This is a genomic window from Enterobacter sp. EGD-HP1 (genome assembly GCF_000733275.2).
Taxonomy (GTDB): Bacteria; Pseudomonadota; Gammaproteobacteria; order Enterobacterales; family Enterobacteriaceae; genus Enterobacter.
On sequence record NZ_AVOP01000014.1, the window covers coordinates 1 to 20,590 of the forward strand.

At 54.2% G+C, this 20,590-nt stretch carries 14 protein-coding genes and 3 pseudogenes; 10 read left to right on the plus strand and 7 right to left on the minus strand.

The features are described from left to right. The 10 genes and pseudogenes from N037_RS25060 to N037_RS25200 all read left to right on the plus strand — a co-directional run. Positions 1–210, plus strand: a pseudogene (locus tag N037_RS25060) (conjugal transfer pilus assembly protein TraH); the annotation flags it as partial. Next, entirely contained in the window at positions 210–3,491 is a 3,282-nt protein-coding gene (gene traG / locus N037_RS11995; RefSeq protein ID WP_032641140.1) for a conjugal transfer mating-pair stabilization protein TraG, read from the plus strand. The pseudogene N037_RS25060 and the gene traG, both read left to right, overlap by 1 nt. Positions 3,492–3,499: 8 nt before the next feature. Then, positions 3,500–4,213 (plus strand): hypothetical protein, encoded by a 714-nt coding sequence (locus N037_RS23900; RefSeq protein ID WP_032641142.1) that lies wholly within the window; start codon positions 3,500–3,502, stop codon positions 4,211–4,213. A 147-nt stretch (positions 4,214–4,360) separates the two neighbouring features. Then, the gene (gene traT, locus N037_RS12000) at positions 4,361–5,092 is read left to right on the plus strand and encodes a conjugal transfer complement resistance protein TraT (RefSeq protein WP_032641144.1); all 732 of its coding nucleotides are present in this window, start codon (positions 4,361–4,363) and stop codon (positions 5,090–5,092) included. A 190-nt stretch (positions 5,093–5,282) separates the two neighbouring features. Next, complete coding sequence (locus N037_RS12005; RefSeq protein WP_032641146.1) at positions 5,283–5,594, plus strand: hypothetical protein; 312 nt, start codon at positions 5,283–5,285, stop codon at positions 5,592–5,594. 114 nt (positions 5,595–5,708) lie between these two features. Further along, a complete protein-coding gene (gene traD / locus N037_RS12010) occupies positions 5,709–8,276 on the plus strand; it encodes a type IV conjugative transfer system coupling protein TraD (protein ID WP_032641148.1) in 2,568 nt (855 codons plus the stop codon). After that, positions 8,273–13,696, plus strand: a complete 5,424-nt coding sequence (gene traI, locus N037_RS12015; protein WP_032641152.1) for a conjugative transfer relaxase/helicase TraI — start codon at positions 8,273–8,275, stop codon at positions 13,694–13,696. The genes traD and traI overlap by 4 nt, the downstream gene beginning before the upstream one ends. Positions 13,697–13,724: 28 nt before the next feature. Beyond that, positions 13,725–14,513: a DsbA family protein gene (locus tag N037_RS12020; RefSeq protein WP_032641154.1), complete on the plus strand. Its 789-nt coding sequence runs from the start codon at positions 13,725–13,727 to the stop codon at positions 14,511–14,513. A 578-nt stretch (positions 14,514–15,091) separates the two neighbouring features. Further along, the gene (repA, locus tag N037_RS12025) at positions 15,092–16,105 is read left to right on the plus strand and encodes a plasmid replication initiator RepA (RefSeq protein ID WP_032641159.1); all 1,014 of its coding nucleotides are present in this window, start codon (positions 15,092–15,094) and stop codon (positions 16,103–16,105) included. An 824-nt stretch (positions 16,106–16,929) separates the two neighbouring features. Then, positions 16,930–17,028 carry a DUF2767 family protein gene (locus N037_RS25200; RefSeq protein ID WP_072163948.1) on the plus strand — a complete coding sequence of 33 codons (99 nt, stop codon included), beginning with the start codon at positions 16,930–16,932 and terminating at the stop codon, positions 17,026–17,028. Between the two features lie 153 nt (positions 17,029–17,181). On the opposite strand, the gene N037_RS12035 is transcribed toward N037_RS25200, so the two are convergent. The 7 genes and pseudogenes from N037_RS12035 to N037_RS25330 all read right to left on the minus strand — a co-directional run bounded on the left by N037_RS12035 (position 17,182) and on the right by N037_RS25330 (position 20,524). Beyond that, positions 17,182–17,949 carry a TraX family protein gene (locus N037_RS12035; RefSeq protein WP_032641162.1) on the minus strand — a complete coding sequence of 256 codons (768 nt, stop codon included), beginning with the start codon at positions 17,947–17,949 and terminating at the stop codon, positions 17,182–17,184. 366 nt (positions 17,950–18,315) lie between these two features. After that, positions 18,316–18,498 (minus strand): hypothetical protein, encoded by a 183-nt coding sequence (locus N037_RS12040; protein ID WP_032641163.1) that lies wholly within the window; start codon positions 18,496–18,498, stop codon positions 18,316–18,318. After that, complete coding sequence (locus N037_RS12045) at positions 18,488–18,985, minus strand: hypothetical protein (RefSeq protein WP_032641165.1); 498 nt, start codon at positions 18,983–18,985, stop codon at positions 18,488–18,490. The genes N037_RS12040 and N037_RS12045 overlap by 11 nt, the downstream gene beginning before the upstream one ends. A gap of 92 nt (positions 18,986–19,077) precedes the next feature. Then, positions 19,078–19,920: pseudogene (locus N037_RS12050) on the minus strand (ISKra4 family transposase); the annotation flags it as partial. A 78-nt stretch (positions 19,921–19,998) separates the two neighbouring features. Next, positions 19,999–20,223, minus strand: a complete 225-nt coding sequence (locus tag N037_RS25205) for a hypothetical protein (protein WP_032641167.1) — start codon at positions 20,221–20,223, stop codon at positions 19,999–20,001. 56 nt (positions 20,224–20,279) lie between these two features. Further along, positions 20,280–20,354: pseudogene (locus tag N037_RS25325) on the minus strand (plasmid pRiA4b ORF-3 family protein); the annotation flags it as partial. Next, complete coding sequence (locus N037_RS25330; RefSeq protein WP_331456749.1) at positions 20,351–20,524, minus strand: IS1096 element passenger TnpR family protein; 174 nt, start codon at positions 20,522–20,524, stop codon at positions 20,351–20,353. The gene N037_RS25330 and the pseudogene N037_RS25325, both read right to left, overlap by 4 nt. Positions 20,525–20,590 lie beyond the last annotated feature (66 nt).

The following is a 20,590-nucleotide window of genomic DNA, read 5'->3' on the forward strand; positions in this document are numbered from 1 at the left end:
GCTGGCAAGAACTTCCCTGAAGAAGCTGCCGCAAAACTACGCGACAACATCATTCATGCGCAGGGACTTCTCGCTGACATGAAGCTGCAGTCAGCAGCTGATCAGAACGCTCTGGACGGTATCGACCGCAACATGCAGTACCTGCAACAGCAGGTATCCACCATTGTTTCAGGCTCCTATCAAAGCAACTATCACTGGGGTGATCGCTGATGCTTGAGATATACACCATTTATGGCGGGGGTATGTGGAAAACGGCGCTGGACGCCGTTGTTACCCTTGTCGGTCAGAATACCTTCCACACCTTAATGCGTATTGCCGGCACCTTTGGGGTGCTGGCCGTACTGCTTACTTTCATTAAACAACGTAACCCAATGCTTTTCGTCCAGTGGTTGGCTGTCTTCATGATCCTGACATCCATCCTGCTGGTACCGAAACGCTCAGTGCAGGTTATTGACCTCTCTGACCCGGGTACGGTCTGGGTCACCGATAACGTACCGGTTGGCCTGGCGGCTATTGCGTCTCTTACGACCAGTATCGGGTACAAGATGGCGTCGGTTTACGACATGCTGATGGCCAGACCCGACTCAGTGACCTACAGCAAAACCGGGATGCTTTTTGGCTCGCAGATTGTGGCGGAAACCAGTGACTTCACGACGCAAAATCCGGAGCTGGCGCAGATGCTGCCGGACTACGTGGAAAACTGTGTGATCGGCGACATTCTTCTGAATGGAAAATACACCATTAATCAGCTGCTCAATTCTACTGACCCGCTGACGTTGATAACCAGTAACCCAAGCCCGCTGCGGGGAATCTTTAAGATGACCTCCACCTCGCGTCAGTTCCTGACCTGCCAGCAGGCCGCAACGGAGATCCAGAAGCTTGCCAATACTGACGTTAACCCGGGCAGTGCGACGTTCACCTGGCTGACGAGAAAGGTCTTTGGCAACAAGCTGAATGGTGCGTCGCTTCTGGCCAACTCAATGGGGGACAGTTATGGGTTCTTCTATGCCGGTGGTATGACTGCTGCGCAGATCATGAAGAACAACATCACGAACAGTGCAGTACGGCAAGGGATCAAGGGCTTTGCCGCTCGCTCATCAGACACGGCTAACCTGCTTAATCTGGCCACCGAGAACGCTGCAACAAAACAGCGTCTTGCCTGGGCTGCAGGTAACGAGCTGGCGACCCGCACGCTGCCGTTTGCACAGTCTCTGCTGATGCTTATCCTGGTGTGCCTGTTCCCGCTGATGATTGCGCTGGCCGCGTCAAATTACACTATGTTTGGCCTGAACACCCTGAAAATATACGTTTCCGGGTTTATCTATTTCCAGATGTGGCCGGTGATGTTCGCCATTCTTAACTATGCCGCCAACTACTGGCTGCAGAGCCAGTCCGGGGGCACGCCGCTGGTGCTGGCCAACAAGGATGTGGTTGCGCTGCAGCATTCGGACGTGGCGAATCTGGCAGGGTATTTGTCCCTTTCCATTCCGGTGCTGTCGTTCTATCTGACCAAAGGTGCTGCGGCGATGGGCTCTCAGGTGGCAGGGAGTGTACTCAGCTCGGGCGCCTTCACGTCAGCAGGTGTGGCCGCGACCACAGCGGACGGAAACTGGTCGTTTAACAACATGTCGATGGACAATGTCAGCCAGAACAAGATGGATACCAACCTGATGCAGCGTCAGGGTCAGCAAACGTGGCAGGCAGATAACGGCTCCACGCAGACTCAGACGGCCGGTGGCCATACGGTTATCGACGGCTCGGGTGCAATGTCGAACCTGCCGGTGAACATGAAGCTTAGCCAGCTGGCAAGCAGTGGATTCCAGGAGTCCGCCCGTCAGTCGCAGGTACAGGCGCAGACTGCACTCGATGGCTACAACCACAGCGTTACCAGTGGCTGGTCGCAGCTCTCTCAGCTTTCTAATCAGACCAGTACCAGCGACAGCCTGATCAAAGGCAGTGAAAACAGCCAGGCCACTAATGCAACACGCGGTGCTGGCATGATGTTGTCTGCCGCTGAAAGTTATGCGAAAGCAAACAACATCTCGACGCAGGAAGCCTATAACAAACTGATGGATATCAGTAATCAGGGATCAGTATCTGCAGGTATTAAAGGTACTGCTGGGGCAGGCGTCAATTTAGGTGTTGTTAAATTTGGTGCTGAAGGAAGTGTTTCTGGCGATTTGCGGCACTCGACGGGCAGTTCAAGAGGCGTTCAGGACTCGGGCTCCCAAACACAAGATTCGCGACATGATCAGAACAGCCAGGCAGTTAATGACTTCCGCCAGGGGATGGATATGGTTAAAAGCAGCCGTATCACTGATGGTGCGAATCATTCCGAAAATGCTGCAAGCAGTAATGTTCAGCAGCTGGCCGCAACACTCAATGATGCTGAAAGCAAGTACCATCAGTACACCACCAGTTCTACACAGAGTAGCGAGTTCAGTCGGATGGCCACCGTTGCGCAGAATCAGAGCGCAAGCCTCGATACGAACTATACGCAGGAGTTTGTGGACTGGGCGGCTAATAAATACGGTGATAAGGCTCAGTCCATGCTGACAAGTGCGCCGTCGGCGCGAGAAGCAGCGATGGAATTCGTAAATGAACGTCTCAAACCTGAAATTATGGGGGATTATCAGCAGGGTCGTTCAGATCTCACCAGCGGCCAGGAGCATGCAGCATTCAGTGGTGAGCATATTGTTCAGCCAGCGCGTGGCAGTCAGCAGGTATCAGGTTCATCTGGTCATGATGCTGGAGTCAGTTACAGCTCTCAGGATGGCGGTACTCTTAGCTCGGTAGGTGTTAGCAGTATCCAGCCTTACGGAACGACTCAGGTTGCTGAATATGGAAGCCAGCAGGGTGGGAATTATTCTGCCAGAACAAACGATTCTGTTTCGCCGGGTATTGAGCATTCAACTGTACATCAGGGACAAGCAGCCGGACAGAGAAGCAGCTCGGGTAATATCACCTCGTCGGCAGGCATGGTTGTTTCCGGTGGACGCACCACTGCAGATGAAAGGACCGGTCACATTGCAGAATCGCACCCGGAGTTCCATCATTCAGGAGCCATTAGGGAGAAAGGAAACACGTATGGCCAGGAGAGTGAAGTTACTCATAGCCGTTCAGGAATTAATGTTGGCGGCGAAAAAGTACGTGGTGATGCTATGCAGGAGTCCTACAAAGAAAATCAGGCTAAGTTGCATGAACATTCTACTCAGGGTTTTGCTCCCCAGAATGAATTACAGCGCAGAGTGGCGGAACAAAGATCTGAAAATGAGCATAAAATCAACGAATCTGCTGGAGAAATTGATAAAAAACAATCCACTGTTCAGGCATCCAGTGATATCCTGAAAGGAGAGAATTTAAACGCAACCGGTAATTTCAAAATTCAACGAAAAGAAGCCGAGATTGACCAGCAAACGCCAGTTATAGACAGTGCTGAAAAAAGGAAGTTAGAAGAGCAGTTGCTGGAATTGAGGAAAAGAGCCGGCTAGGAGGATAAATGCTAAAGGCTAATCTATGTAGAATTTCGTACATTCCTGTATTTAGTATATATGCTGCTATTCCACTCATTCATGATGTAATACCTAACCATAACGGGTATTACAGCGAGGATTGGATCGCATTGGCAGGGATGTACGCGTTAGGCACATTGATATCCTTACCATTGTTCTATCTTCTTAAAAATGCGGATAAGAGCGGCAGTGGTGTTTCAATTGCCTCGCTCTTTCCACGCTTGATTGCTTCAATTTTAGCGCAAGTAATATGTCTCTATTTCCTCTGGGAAAATTCAGTATATCTTTATCTGTCGATGTCCACAGTTATGGTTCTTTCCGCCGTTTTATTTGGGGCTGGAAGGAAGGGGTTAAACCTCTTGAAGGATAAAGATACAGGCAATGTCTATGAAATACGCGGGAGTAAAGCGTATAGACTCTCAGATGAAATGGCCGCCAGATATCAAACAAGTATGTCTGGCAAGGGAATAGCATTGGCTGAGTTTTCTTCGAGCCAATATTCAGGGCTAGACACAAATTCATCTGTTCTACCTATCAATTTCGGTGCGAGTCATACGGATATCAGTCAAGGGATTGCTATAAATCCTTCGTCAGGAATGCCAATGGTTGGTGGCATTTCTGGCCTTGATATACACGGAAACAGTTGGGGAACAAACTTCAACGAACCTTCAAATACGTATGACCCTAACCGGGGATACTGAGAGTAAGGGGGCATTGGCCCCCTTAATTTTTGTAGTAATCTAAGTAAGCCATCTATTTAACCTAAATTCCCTTTCAAATCAGCCGATAACGTCTCTGTTAGCTATATCTCGCTAACGGGGACGTTTTTCTATGCACAGGATGAATTCATGAAATTAAAACAATTAGCCGTTGTTGGTCTGATCGCGTCTACTCTCGCTCTGTCTGGTTGTGGTGCCATGTCCACAGCGGTGAAGAAACGTAACCTCGATGTCAAAACCCAGATGAGTGAAACCATCTGGCTGGAGCCATCATCAGAGAAGACTGTTTATTTGCAGATCCGTAATACCTCTGACAAGGATATGTCTGGTCTGCAGGCACAGATTACAAATGAACTGGCCGCGAAAGGTTACCGCGTCTCCAGCTCCCCGGACACGGCCTACTACTGGATTCAGGCAAACGTGCTGAAAGCCGAGAAAATGGATCTACGTGATGCCCAGGGCTTCCTTAAGACCGGGTATGAAGGTGCGGCAATGGGTGCGGCACTGGGCGCGGGTATTACGGCGTATAACTCGTCGTCTGCTGGCGCAACGCTGGGTGTAGGGCTGGCCACCGGGCTGATTGGTATGGCTGCTGATGCAATGGTCGAAGACGTTAACTACACGATGGTGACCGATCTGCAAATCTCCGAGCGCAGCAAAGCTGCCGTCACTACCGACAATATTGCCGCCCTGAAACAGGGCACATCAGGTATTAAGCTGCAGACCAGCACGGAGCAGGGCAACCGCGCTAAATACCAGACTCGTGTGGTATCCAACGCCAACAAGGTGAACCTCAAGTTTGAAGAGGCAAAACCTGTCCTGGAAGCACAGCTGGCCAAGTCCATCGCCGGCATCATGTAATACCCGCGGCTGCGGCGATCGTCGCAGCCGTTCTCCCTCACAGCTGATTTTTAACCGTGTTCATTCCGGGCAGGGTGCGTCAGTGCTTTCTGTCAGTTACCAGTAATTACGCTTCCTCGCATGACTGCGCCTGGCGCAGCCCTGTCTGCGGCGAGCGTTGCGTCCTTAATTTCAAAGGAGTTCGTCCATCATGATGCATCAGATATATGAACGTGCAGATTACTCAGCTGAATTCTGGTCGCTTATCCATCTTGAAAGCGAGCTGATGGTGGCGAAGGCCTATCTGAATGTATTTGGTTCACTTCCGGAGGGGCAGGGAATGACCATCATTGCTGGCTGGGCTGGCTATGAATTCACCCTTTATGATCTGAAACCTCAGGAATGGCATTCAGCGGTTTATAAGGATGTGGCCTCTTCAGTCCGTTCTCTGGCCGCATGTATTAATGAACAGGACTGGGAGGACGGGTGCCAGCAGGCCAGATATGAGCTGAGCCTGATGTAATAAACCGGCGCTTTACCCTCGCGATACCACGTTTTACAGCAACCTTTTCAACTTTTCTTCTCTGATAACACACATCACCGCGCAGGTGATGCGATAACGGCCGGACAACACTCTATGAGCTTCGCAGGAAAAAACCTCACACAGGGCGGGCAGATGACCGCCTATCGCTGGCGCATGTTCATTCAGGTGAACAACTGGATAGGATTCTGGATCTTCATCCTGTTCGCCGTGCTGACTACCGCCATTTTTCTCTGGCGAATTCCACAGGAAGCCCTTGATAACGGCTCCCTGTGGTGGTTCGCCAGTATCAACAGCAGTTTTATCGATCTGATGCCGGCAACGGGGACGCCAAAAATTTACGACGTCCACTACTGGTATGCGCCAACGGCGACGATGATGGTGCTCAAAATGACCATGCCGCAGATCTATGCGGACCCGTACATGCAGGCTATGGGTGACCAGTGCCTGACTGAGCTGCAATGGGCGGCTGGCGCCAGTGGGTTGTTCAGTATGGTGGTGTTTATCGCCGTGACATGGTTTATCGCCAATATCGGTCGTAAGGAAAGTGAAGACGAATACATTTCCGGTATGCGGCTGACCGACAAACCTGCTGAAGTGAATAAGCTGCTACGTAAAAACGGTGAATTGTCCGATCTGCGGGTGGCTGATTTACACATGGTTAAACGGGCTGAGGTAATGAACTTCCTCATGCATGGCACCATTAACGTGGGTAAATCAACCATCATCCGCTGGCTCCTGGACTACATACGCAAACGTGGTGATCGGGCCATCATCTACGACTCTGGCTGTACCTTTACCGAAACCCATTACAACCCGTCCACCGATTTCATCCTGAATGCCCACGACGAACGCTGTGCCAACTGGCAGATGTGGGGTGAGTGTATTGATGCAGTCGATTATGACAACCTGGCTGCCAGCCTCATTCCGGTGGAAGGGGAGTCCGATCCATTCTGGGTTTCAAGTTCACGGACCATCTGCGCTGACCTCGCGATACGTATGTCGGTTGACCCGGACAGGAGTATAGAGAAGTTTCTCAAAACCCTGCTGTCACTCAGCATGAAAAGTTTACGTGAATATCTTGTCAATACGCCTTCAGCCAACCTGGTTGAGGAGAAGATCGAGAAAACAGCAATCTCCATTCGCTCGGTGGTGACCAACTACGCCAAAGCGCTGCGGTTTCTTCAGGGGCTGGATGACGGCACCAAACCACCTTTCACCATTCGGGAGTGGATGACGCAGGAGCGTTATGACAACAGCTGGCTGTTTATTTCCACTCAGGCCCGACACCGCAAGAGTGTGCGACCACTGATTTCACTCTGGGTGTCACTGGCCACATTGTTACTGCAGAGCATGGGTGAAAACAGCGAGCGCCGCGTGTGGTTCATTCTTGATGAAGCCCCGAGCCTTCAGCGCATCCCGGAACTGGCTGAAACGCTGGCGGAAGCGCGTAAATTCGGCGGGTGTTTTGTTCTGGGCATGCAGAACATGGCGCAGCTGGTTCACGTTTACGGCCGCGAGCTTGCCAGAAGCATCTTTGACCTGATGAACACCCGTATGTACGGCCGTTCGCCGAGCGCCGAGATGGCCGAAGTGGTGCAAAAGGAGCTGGGCAACCAGCGTAAGCGCAAAATCCGTGAGCAGAACAGCTACGGTCTGGACCAGGTGCGTGACGGTGTGTCCCTTGGCAAGGACGAGGTGAATAACCCGATTGTTGACTACGAGCAGATCATGCGTCTGCCAAACCTCAACTTCTACGTGCGACTCCCGGGTGAGTATCCGGTCGTCCGCCTGAAGCTGAAATATCGTCCATTCAAAAAACGTCATGCTGGCCTTATTGAGCGCAATATCCGTGATGCGCTCAGTCCGGAGCTGGAGAGGGTTATTCAGGAGAACGAGCGCGCAGCTGCAGCTGCAGGTCTGACGTTCCCAACCGGTGATGAAGTGCTGGAGAAGGGGAGCGAGACATCCTCTGCAGATGACGGTCCTGCTCCGGTTTCGTCTGCAGGGGCATCCGGCTCGCCGGCAACATCGGCCGTCGAAAAAGTGGCGCGTACTCCGGCGGAAGAAAATAAACCTTCGCGCAGCGCTGCACCTGAACGGAAGCCAGTACCAGCCAGGGAGCCCGTCACATCGCGAACAGCGCCTGTGGTTACGCAAGTCGTAACTGAAAATCACAGCGCGGTGACAGACCCTGTCACCGAAGACAAAAAAGACAACGTCGTTTCACTTCGGTCTTCTCCTCCTTCAGTAACTCGTCAAAAAGAGACTGCGCCCCTCAAACCGGAAATACCTGCAGCACTGCAAAAAATCCGCAGCAGAACCCAGCTGGATGCTCCCTCCGAGCCAGCTGCAGTCGGCGCGCTGGGGATGCTGAAACGGAGGCTCAATACCGGAGCGACCTCAGGCGGAGGCGAAGATCAGGCCAGCGAGAATGCGGGCGAATCAATGAACCTGGATATGAAGGTGACGGCACTGCCTGACGGCGGCCTGAGTCTGACGACGGCAGGGAATTCAGTGACACCGCAGACCCAGGATGAAGCCCACAGCACCCACCGTCAGCTGGCGCAGGAAGAAGAGAACATTTTACTTCACCGCCACGCGGACGACCCGGGTTACGACGAAAACGACCATCACTATTACGAGAGAGAGCATGACCTATGATGTCTGTCGCCCCAGTAGCGTCAGCCGGTGAGGCTGCAGGCTACTACAGCAATTCCGATAACTACTATTTTCTGGGCAACCTGCAGAGCCTCTGGATGGGGGAAGGTGCAAAAGAGCTGGGCCTTGAGGGCAATGTTCGTGGCGATGATCTGACGGCCGTGCTCGAGGGCCGTCTGCCGCACGGCTCACGGCTTGGAAAGGAGGTTAACGGACAGCACGTCCACCGCCCGGGCCATGACCTGACCTTTTCCGCTCCCAAGAGCGTGTCCATTCTGGCGCTCATTGGCAATGATAAAGAAATGGTGGAAGCACATAACCATGCCGTCCGCGTGGCGGCCGGCTATGTGGAGAAGCTCATCTCGGCCCGCGACACGAAAGACGGCGTTACGTCCATCGTACACACCGGCAAGATGGTAGCGGCCGCCTATACGCATGATACCTCGCGCAATCTTGATCCTCAGCTGCACACCCATCTCCTGATTGCCAACATGACGGAGTATGCGGGCAAATGGAAAGCCCTGGCCACGGACTATATCCATAACGCCGGCTTTATCGAAACCGTCATGAAGCACCAGGTCACCCTCGGGAAAATCTATCGCAGCGCGCTGCGCGAGCGGGTTGAAGCGCTCGGCCATGAAGTGGAAGAAGTAGGCAAGCATGGGATGTGGGAAATCAAGGGCGTTCCGGAAGAAGTCAGGGACGAATATTCATCACGGGGCCGGGAAATTCAGGGGGCCGTGGGGGCTGAAGCCACGCTGCGCAGCCGGGATGTGGCCGCCAAAGACACCCGCAGGGCGAAAGTCGATCCTTCGAGGATGCGCCTGATGGAACGCTGGCTGGGACAGATGAAGGAGAAGGGATTTGACCTGAAGGCGTATCAGGAAAGCGTGGTGCCGCGTGATGCAGGTCTTCGTGAGACCGCGCCGCAGCCGGAGCGAGATCACCAGGCTAAAGCGGTTCCTGCCGTGCCTGAACAGGCTTCTTTGCAGACGTCGTCCACGGCAGAAAAGAGCGTCGACACACCTGCTCAATCCGCAGAACGGGAGAGCCAGTCCCGTCAGCCAGTACCACAGCAGACTGACACGCTGAGTCAGCCGGCACAGACCGTTCCCGAAAAGACGCCGGCGACCAGGAGCTTACCTGCCGCGCAGCTGGACACTGAAATACCCCGCCCGGAACTGACTGAAGCTGTCCGGCTGGCCATCTCGCAGCTCAGCGACAGTAAAACGCGCTTCACCTTTGGCGAGCTGATGATGACCACCGCTGAGCTGAGTGAACGGCTGCCGGAGATTAAGGATATTCGTGTGGCCATCGATGCGGCGCTGAAGAACGGCATGATTGTGCCGCTGGACAGTGAGAAAGGGGTTTTCACCTCCCGTATTCACCTGCTGGATGAACTCTCGATCCAGGCGCTGAGTCAGGAGCATCTCAAATCCACAAAAGTCGTCAGTTTCACCCGCCCGGCGCAGTACGCGCCGGCGGCGCTTGAAGTTGTGGAGAAGGACGCCCTGGTTCTGATAAATGCCCCGTCAGGCGTGGCGGGCATCCGTGACCTGACCGCGCAGCTGGCCGGTATTGCCGGCGCGAACGGTCGTGACGTGCAGGTGCTGGCCAGCTCTGCCGAGCGCGCCATTTCGCTGGCGAAATCCGACGATTTGCGGGAACGGATTATCAGCCGGCAGCATGTTCTGAGCGGTGATTTCCACCTGAAACCCCAGAGCACGCTGATTATCGAAGGGGCAGAGCGTCTGGGATTAAAGGAGACGCTGGTTCTGCTGGGCGAAGCGCGCGCGCAGGACGCACAGCTGGTCTTTCTCGACAGTGCCGGACGGCAGGCGAACGGTAACGCCATGTCCGTTCTGGAGTCCGCGGGGGTTGCCCGCTCCCGCCGCACGGAGCCTGCGCCCGGGCTTGAGGCCGAAGTGGTCAGTATTCCGAACAAACGCGACCGTTACGAGGCGCTGGCCAACCGGTTTGCAGAGCTGAGCGGAGGAACTGATAACGTCACCGCCGTCGTGGTCGGCAAACGTGAACAGGCGCAGCTGACGGGCCTGGTACGTGAGGCGCTGCAGAACGCAGGGCAGCTGGGGCGTGACGGCGTGGAGATAGAGGCCCGGCAGCCGGTGTGGCTCGACAGCAAAACGCGCCGCATGCCAGGTTCGTACCGTCCCGGCATGGTGCTTGAAGATCGCACGGACGCAAAAGAGCGTAAGTCCTATGTGATTGACCGGGTGCATGAGGACACGCGAGTCCTCTCGCTCATCGACGGGGATGGCGTGCTGACCCGGATGAAAATCGGTGATATCAGCGCTGACTGGCGTCTCTTCAGCCGTGAAACCCTCAGCGTGGCCACCGGCGAAAAACTGCTGTCCGTGGCGGGCGACCGCGAGCACAGCCTGAAGGCCAAAGATCGTCTTGAGGTGACCGGGATAAGTGAAAAGGGGATTGAGGTTAAACGGGGGGAAGACACACTGACGCTGCCAAAAGACCAGCCGCTCTATCTGTCACATGCTTACGTGACCGCGCCGTGTGGACGGGATAACGACACCGGCGTGGTGCTGGCCGCGCTCAACAGCCGCGACATATCGACCCAGACCATGAACTCGCTGGCACAGAGTGGCCACCGGGCGGAAGTGTTCACCGCCGAAGTGCAGGACCGGGCTGAAGCCCGGCTGCAGCGCATGAAGACCAATGCCTCTCCCGTGCAGCTGGTCAGAAACCTGAGCGGTCACCAGGACGTCAGTCAGGCGGTTGATTCACTGCATCACAGCGTCCGGACGGACGCGGGTCTGGCCGTGTGGCGTGCCATTAACGACCAGCGCACCGTGGTGATCAGCGAGCTTAAACTGGCGACGGAAGCGCAGAAATATCATCCCGACCTCGAAGCCATCGGGAATGAAATTGGCGCGATGATTAAAAATGGCGAGCTGTTGTCCGTATCCGCAGGGGGAGAGCCGGTACTGGTGTCCCGGTCCACCTGGGAGATGGAGAAAGCCATTCTGCGCGTGGTGGAGGAAGGGAAAGGTACGCAGCAGCCGTTGCTGGAACAGGTACCGGAGGCCGTGCTGAACAGACTCACCGATGGCCAGAAAAAGGCGACCACCCTGGTGCTGGGTACCACGGATCAGTTTATCGGGATTCAGGGCTATGCCGGCGTGGGGAAAACCACGCAGCTGAAGGCGGTGATATCTGCACTGGAGACCCTACCGGCTGACGTTCGTCCGGTGATGACGGGGCTTGCTCCTACGCATCAGGCGGTGAAAGAAATGAGCGACGTCGGTGTACGGGCGCAGACCATCAAATCCTTTGTCGTTGAGCATGACCAGGCGACGGCCGCAGGCGGGAAACCTGACTATAAAGGACAGGTGTTTCTTATCGATGAATCATCAATGGCAGGCAACCAGGATACGGCGGCATTGTTCCATGCCATAGCCAGCGGCGGCGGACGTGCAGTCTCGATGGGGGATATCGACCAGTTTGAAGCGGTCGACGTGGGCGCGCCGTTTAAGCTGATGCAGGAGCGAAGCCCGATGGATGTGGCCATCATGAAGCAAATCGTCCGTCAGAAAGACCTGCAGTTGCGCGGCGCCGTTCACGACATCATCGATAACCGGATCGATGCGGCCCTGCAGCGCATTGAAACCCAGCCGGCTGACCGTGTGGCGCGTAGCGCTTCAGCCGCGCTCCCGGAAAGTGCGATTCAGGAAACGGAGACGCCTGTTAACGACATCGTGGCGGACTGGAAGGACCGGACGTCGGAGGCGCGGTCCCGTACGCTCATCATTGCGCAGCTGAACGCCGACCGTAAAGCGATAAATGCCGGCATTCATGCCGCGCTTGCAGCGCGGGGAGAACTGGGGGAGAAGGCCATTAAGGTGCCTGTGCTCGATAAAATCACCCATACGCGCCATGAATTCAACAAAACAGAGGCCTGGGAAGCCGGGATGGTGGTTAAACGCGGTGACCGCTACCAGGATGTGGTGGCCGTTGACCGTAACGGCAGAACGGTGACGGTACGTGATGAGGAAGGGAAGATTGCTCTGGTTTCACCGAAGGAGCTGATCACCGGTGACGTGCAGCTGTTTCGCCGCAGCGAGATGGAAGTCCGTTCCGGCGATCTGCTTAAGTTCACGGCGACCGATCGCGAACAGGGGCAGATGGCCAACCAGCGCTATACGGTGGAGTCAGTCAGCGAGGAGGGGAATATCCGTCTGAAAGGGGAGAACGGTCGCGTCACCATCAATCCGGAGAAGGTCCGGGCGCAGCAGCATATCGACTACGGCTGGGCCGTCACCGGCTACGGTGCACAGGGGGCCAGTAGCGATTATGTCATTGCGCTTGAGGGCACGAAAGACGGGCGTAAGGCACTGGCTTCCCGTCGTGCCTTCTACATTTCAGCCTCACGAGTGAAAGAGCACGTCCAGATATACACCGACGGGAAAGCGGACTGGGTTAAGGCGGTAAAAACACCGGAGCGTGATATCAAAACGGCGCACGATGCGCTGGCACCGGAAACGCAGCGCAAACAGGCGAAAGCCATCTGGGCAATGGGGCAGCCGGTGAATAAAACGGCCATCGGACGCGCCTGGGTGCGCCATCAGGGCATACAGGAGGCGTCACTGAAGGCAAAAATCATCCCGGCCACCCGGCGCTTTCCTGAACCGGCGCTGGCGCTGCCGGTGTATGACAACAATGGCAGGAGTGCGGGCCTGGCCCTGGTTTCCCTGGTTTCCAGCCCGGAAGGACGGATGACTCAGGGGGAGACACGAATGGTCATGACAGAGCGTGCCCGTGGCGCCGTGCTGCAGCGGAGTCAGTCCGGAAACACGATTGTGGCCAGCAACCTGACGGCTGCACTCGATGCAGTACGAAATCATCCAAAGGACGGCGTGGTCTGGCAGACCGGTGATGAACCGCCTTCAGCATGGCTGCTTAAGGTAAGCGGTGGGACAAAACAGGATGTTTCCCCGGGTATTGTCTCCACGCTGTCGGACGAACAGAACGTACAGCAGCTGCGCGAGCAAATGCTGGCAGACCAGGTTCGCAATGAAGAAGCCGGACGGCGCAGGCAGCCGGAGTCGTTGCTGGCGGAAGTTCCACAGGAAGAGGTGATCAGACTGAAACCGGAAGACATTAACCCGCGTAAACCGGAACCACTCAACCCGGATGCGGATGTGATCGCCAGGGTCAGAGGTGAGGAAAACACCGATGGACAGGAAATGAAAGCCGCTGCAGGCGTCAGAAGCGAGCTGGAAGGTGCTGACAAGACCGCCGGTGAACATTCGCGGGCATCGCGTGTGATTGCAGATCTGGCAAACGCTGAACGAGACATGCTCAGGGCGGCAGAAAATACTGAACGCGGGCGCATGCCGGAGCGTGAAGAACAGACCCTCACCCGAACCATTCAGAAAGAACGTTAATCTCCCTTTTAACCATGAGAATCAGACAATGAAAGCAAACAAATTAGCCGCATTAATAGTTACAACATACATTGGCTTTATTTCAACGGCACACGCTTCGGCACCTCAGCCCTTATTCAGCCCGGAGCAGGAGGCTCGTATCGGCGAAATCGCTGCCGACTATCTGGTATCTCACCCGGAGATTCTGGTGACCGTCAGTAATAAGCTGCAGGAACAGCAGGAGGCACGTAAGCAGAAGATGTTTGCACTCAACGTGATGGAGAATCAGGCGAACCTTCTGCATGATCCGGACACCCCGGCTTACGGGCCTGATAATGCAAAGGTCGCGGTGATTGAATTCTTTGATTACCAGTGCGTGTTCTGCAGCCGCTTCGCGCCGGAGCTGGAGAAGGTCATGAAAGCGCAGCCGGACGTCCGCTACCTCTTTAAGGAGTGGCCAATATTTGGTGGTCGCTGGGAAGCTTCACTTCAGGCTGCACAGCAGGGGCTGACGGTCTGGCAAAAGAAAGGGCCGCAGGCCTATGTCACCTATCACAATGCCATCTACGCCACCGGCCATAATGAAGGCAAGCTGACGGCAGATGATATACTCGCGGCAGCGTCAAAGGCAGGGCTGGCCGCCTCTGTGCCGGGCGAACATACCGCATCCCTTGAGAAAAACAGTAACCTGGCTGAGGCGCTGGGACTCACCGGAACGCCGGGGATCGTCGTCATGCCCGTTAGTGGGGCGACTCCTGACACCATCACGGTTTTCCCGGAAGCCGTTACCGATGAAAGACTCCAGGCAGCAATCCGGAAAGCCTCACGCACACAGTGACCCCGGTCCTGTAGATCGTCTCCCGCCAGAGGCTGATCTTGAGATTCAGCGCGTAAATGCCATCTTCCCGTTCCGTTCTCCTGCGCTTCCTCGATCGGCCTGATACTGCGGCGAGCGCTGCCGGTTATAGTCTATAGTCCCTTAAGGGCAATTAACATGCAAACTATGGACGGTTATCTGGTCTAACATCTGGAAAAATTACTTACGAGAAGGTAGTATTCGGATCGTCAGCGATCGTCTTGTGGTGGGACAGATTGTTGATTCAGATTACTTTCGTGACCTAACTCAAACTGACGGTTTGACTGCTTTGTGGTGAGGCAGACGGGTGGCAGAAGATGGTTTTACGGAAGAAATGCGGACTTCCGGAAACAAACAGGGACAGGACGTGTCCAGTAAAACGTTCAGGAGCAGGTGACGGGATTTCCCGGAGCCTGAATGCACAAACCCCCCGAAATCTGTCATCAACTTGGCGGAAGAGTCAGATATCAGGGGGTCCAAAAGCAGGCGCGTTGCCCGTGAAGGATTATAACGCATGCACCATAGAAAACAACACCCGGCCGCCATAAGAACAGGCCGCCGTGAATGACAATCAGATTTCTGTTCACTGGTCAGATCTACCGAAAGATGAGCTAACCCGTTTCTGGCAGGATGTCGATGCCGGTACTCAGGGTAATTTCCTCATTGCACCGGTCAAAAAACTGACCCGCCGCAAACGCGGTGAGCATTCCACAAAAGCCAAATGTGAGAACCCGGCCTGGTATCGCCCGGAGCATTATAAAAAGCTCTCCGGACAGCTCGGTCATGCCTACAATCGCCTGGTGAAAAAAGATAAAGAAACCGGGCAGGTCAGCCTGCGCATGCATGTTTCTCGTCACCCTCTCTATGTCGCCGGCCGCCGTAAGGCGGGACGTAAATATGGCTTCCGTCCGGAACGTCAGCGCCTGCTCGATGCGCTCTGGCCAGTGCTCATCAGCTTCTGTGATGCCGGCAGGCATACCGTCGGCATGTGTATCTCCCGTCTTGCAAAAGAACTCAGTGCAAAGGACGCAAAAGGCAATGTTATTCCTGAAACGGAGGTGACAGTGTCACGCCTTTCTCGGCTTATTGAGGAACAGGTACGGTTTGGCGTGCTGGGCCTCGCGGAAGAACGCGCCTGGGATCGTGAATCCCGCACCTGGCTGCCAACGTATGTCTATATCACCCCCGTGGGATTCCAGATGCTGGGCGTCGATATGGACAAGCTGTTTAAAGAGCAGGAGAAGAAGCTCCGTCAGAGCGCCGAGCGTGAGCAGCTGATCCGGGAAGGGGTGATGAGCGAACATGATGATGTTCAGGCCCACTCTGCGCGGAAATGCTGGTCCGGCCGTAAGCGCCGGGAGGCACTCGTTTACCGCCGCAAAAAAGGCGCGGAGCGTAAACGTGCCAACAATCTGATTAAGCTGCCGGCAGATGAACGACTCCATGCAATGTCTGAATGGATTTACCGCACCCTGCCGCCTGACGAAGCGTACTGGTGCACATCTGAGCGCCTGAAGGCTCTGGCTATCCAGCATCTTTACCAGCTGGATCTGGCGCTTTCTCCACCGGACTAGTCACAGACGACACAACAGTCTTCTTGTTTACAGGCCCCTCACCGGGGCTTTTCGTGCTTGTTTTTTTCGGCCGTTCTGCTCATTTTTCATCCTTCACTCCTTTCTTCTTCCGGTCACCATGACGTTCTGCCGGTTGTTATGGCCCGCAGTGGCCACAGTCTCTTTTTTTTACACAGAAAACCGCAAATGAATAAATGAAGTAACCCGGAAATGAATAAAAGACATTCCGCAAAACAATCTTACTTCACCTTTTTTATCTCTCTGTTCATTACATTCCAGAGTAGATCTTTGTCTTCGGCCACTCTGTGGATAACGTAAAATGCCTTCGCATGCAGCGGCCTCACGGCCGCGCGCTCAGAAAGAAATCAAAAGTACCTCCCGTCGCAAGCGCCGGGCCCCGTTCTCGCCAGAACCAGGCGCGCATACATACCTGACCCCTGCTAAACCGACGCCGCCCCGGCCCAAAGGGCCGGAACACCCTCGTTTTAAAAGGGATGTTGTAACTAGAGTTCAGCGTGGCGGCGGGAAAAGTGGCGGTGAGCTCTGCGTACACGCTCGTAAGCGCCTGACGGCGCTAACGCGGAGATACAGGCCGCAAGCGGCCTCACTCCGACCGCGTAAATCCGGTACTGTGCAACTGTAAGCGGGTATCGCTTAGCAGGAAGGGGGATGGGCAAGGCTGAAACTATCAATCCGTAACGGCTGACGCCGGTCACGACGCCCCTTACCGGCAGCAATCAGTTCAGCACCTGCTGGCGTCTCTATGCCGCTTCGCGGCATTATTACCGGGAGCTATAGAAAATACGTACTGCGGAGAGGACTGGATGGACTATTCAGATACCTTCATGCGCCAGCATGAGGAGATGTGCCAGGTGGTGGGCAGTATTGTTTTTGCACTTACCGCAGCCGGGCATGAAACCTAGCGCGAAAATATTGTGACCGTACTGCGCAGTGAGCTGGCAGAAAGCGGTAAATGGCAGCCAGACCAGGTCCTGTATCTTCAGACGGCCATTGATTTACTGGAGCAGGGTCCCTTCATCCCGGGGCAACGGTAATCCCCCGGGGCTGTGCACCTCTCACCAGAGATGCATCAGGATGAGCAGTATCAGCAGATGTCCGGCATAAGCGATGTAGAAAAAATGCCGGGGCATAAAGCGTGGACAACCATCCGGAAACAGCTGAATGCTCAGTGAAACGGCCATCAGGGGGAGAACCAGCGTGGGAAGCATGGCGAACAGCAGCGTGTCGGCAGACAGACTCAGCAGGTGCGACACCCCGTTCAGACTGCACAGCGACAGCCCGGACACGATCACTCCCGTGCGCTGCACGCCAGGTGTCTTCCCGCCCGTCACCATCACCAGACCGCCGGCCAGCATCAGGCCTGACAGCCCGTAGCTTGCCGGACTCAGCGGCCAGACCAGGGTGCCCAGGAGCAGAATGCCTGCCATCAGTCCTTTTTTCCCGTACCGGTACTGAAGGGCAAGCAGCTGCGTGACGCCCACGAACACGAACAGGATGTTCAGTGCCCACCAGGGCTGATGTCCGGAAAAAGCCAGGCTGAAGACCGGTTGGGTGAACGCCGCCCACATCCACAGCCGGTTTGCCCTCTTCTGAAGCCGTTCCAGCGTGCGTTGCACGTTCATCGCCCAGATAAGCGTGAACAGGGGGAAGGCCATCCGGCCAAGCGCATACATCAGGGGTTCCGGTGGCGTCAGCAGCAGGGTATTGACGTGGTCGATGAGCATGGCACCCAGTGCCAGCATTTTGACCATATCCAGGGCGGCAGGACTGATTTTCCCTGGTGTCTGAAGGGGATGAAGAAGGTCGGAAACCACTTGATTCATTGAGTGTACTCTCCTGACGGCACGCCGTCAGCAGCCAGTCCTGAACATGATGCCAGAATGCCCTGCCCGTCTGTGACGTTACGCGAACCTTTAATTTTTCCAGAATTTTGCGCGCCGCAAATTCTGATTTATCACGCAGCACGCGCATGGCACCTGCCACATCCTTATTCTGAATACAAAGACTTAAAATATGAAAATCGTTCATAACACTCCCTTCCTGACCTTATTATTATCGGCCATGTCTAAAATATTTTTAGATTAAGGGAGTGACATTATCCGTAAAGAATAATTTCAGGACGGGCTCATCTGAAATTCAGAATCATTGTCATATTCAATTGATATTATAAAGTCTGAAAGTTCCGCTGCTTAATCATCTGTCACATTGTTGTCAGTAGTGTACCTTTGCCTTCCGCTTAAGGTCTCCAGGGGAGCGAACGTTCTGACCGGATTTTCGCGTTCTTCACGTGTGATATTTTCTTCATCGCAAGTAATGGTATTAAGAGCGTCAGTGAGTAATTCCGTTTTAATTTCTTTTAATTTAGCTGCCATTAAATATTGCCTTCTTTTTTGCAAGGACTGGAGAGTAAATACGTGCGTGTTCTATATGGGGAATGCTCTCAGACCTTACCCTGTTTAAACTCAGGATCGCCTCGCTCCGGGTTAATACTCTCATTGTTCTGCACCCGGACCTCAATACCGTTGTGGACAGCCCACCCGTGGGCGGGCTGATCAGACTGTCATTTGAAATAGCTTTCCTCTTTAACCTGTGTCCAGCTGCTGACCGGAGAATCATCATGGCTTCTTTCTCTGTGACCATATACAGCTTCTGCTGTCGCGTCACAGGGCTAATCAGATTCAGTTCAGTGAATCTTCCTACGAGGTTCTCAGCAACCACATAGACGTGAATACCGGCTTTCCCCGATGCAGCCCGATCAAGTATCTGCTCCTTCGTTGTAGGGGTACGTAACCCACTGTTGTAATGGGAAAAATAGTACCAGATGCGTGCCGTGACCACCTTCTCTTCCTGAATGTTCATTCTGTTCTCCTTCGAGTTAATTTCGCTACAGATGCTCATCGGTCGTTTTGGGGGCCGTCTGGAAAATGGAAAATAACCTAAGCCAGGACTATTTGCAGTTCCCTCAGGTTATCTGCACCGTCGGATAAAAAGAATATCTGCTGGTTGGCCTGCATTCCCTGGGCCGAAAGGTGTGCCATTAGTCGGCGTTCCGGATGGCAGTCGCCCTTCTGGACAAAACCAAAGCGGCGCGTGTCCGCCGGAATCCCCAAAGAAAAAGATTTACCGGCAATAATTTCAAAATTACGTTTTTTGTCATCCCGATCGCGAACATTACCACTATCAATACCCACCACAAGCGGTTTTCCTGGTTTTGGCAGATTCCCCCAGTCCCGGGGGCCGCCGGAAAGAAAGCCAGAATGTGATTCTGCTTCAGCATCAAGACGCTGCACCACCTGGCACAAATGATTCCTCACCGTTGAGGCATTCAGAATGTGGCCCACCTGCAGAACATCTTTCAGCAAACGGGTCGTCATTTCATTCGATATTAAAGAAGCCCAGCGGGTTTCTATATATTTCAACGCCGGGTGAGTGTGATCGCCGGCCCAGTCACTGAGCAGACTGACGGTCTTTATTGCACTTTCTTCGCAGCGGCACCGGTATACCCTAATCCCCGATACAGGAATAACGCCAAAAAGTGTCCGGTACTGAATTTTCTGTTGGCCTTTGATTCTGCGCGCCGCAAGGCAATGAGGGCACTGGATATGCTGGCCAGTATATTCATCCACCTGCTGTTGAACCACCGATTGCTGGACGGTATTCAGTAACCGCTTCGGCTCTGAAACCGATAATCCGATATCATTCAGAGCATCTCCCGACCTCTGCAATGTCATCAGTTCTTCCGTTCGACTTACGCCTGATTCATCGGTTATTCCTATCTGGGGCGTCAGTTGCATCATTGCCTCCTGCGGTGGTGGATGATTATCTTCCGGCTACTGGTTGTTCATCTGGTTACGAAGCCTATTAGACATCCGTCAGCGACGACGACCCGGCCAGATCACTTCTAGCTCCAGCCCCGGAGAGTCAAGGTCGAGTTTGCTCAGCTGTCGGTTAATTTTATTGCGGTTGAAGCGGACGGCATCCAGATCATCGATAAAAGGTCTGATATCCCCAACCGTTGCTGCATCATCTGCGTTGATGATTGCCTCCAGGAACGCCAGCGTCTTATCCGCTTCATCCGCAGCCGTTGCTCCGGGCATATACAAAATGGTGCTTTTAGCGTGGAGTCTTCATGAATAGCTTCGACGCGAACGTCATGAAGCCAGAGCTCAAAGAAGTTGTATTCATAGGTAAAGCGATCGCCAGCATCAAAAGCAAAATCATCAATCATAACCCGGAACGGGTTATCAGGAAAGCCAATGCCCCCTTCGTAGGAGATGCCGTAATCTTTGCATAAATATGAATCTGATGAAGGTAGTCATCGCCCCAGCCCTGCACGATCTGGATTATATAGTGAAGTGCGGCCAGTGATGTGTTGGCAGAAATTCTCAGTCGACCCAGACCATGCGACTGACGCCATTAACAGCGATTTGATGACATAGATTTTCATCGCGGGATAACAAGCAT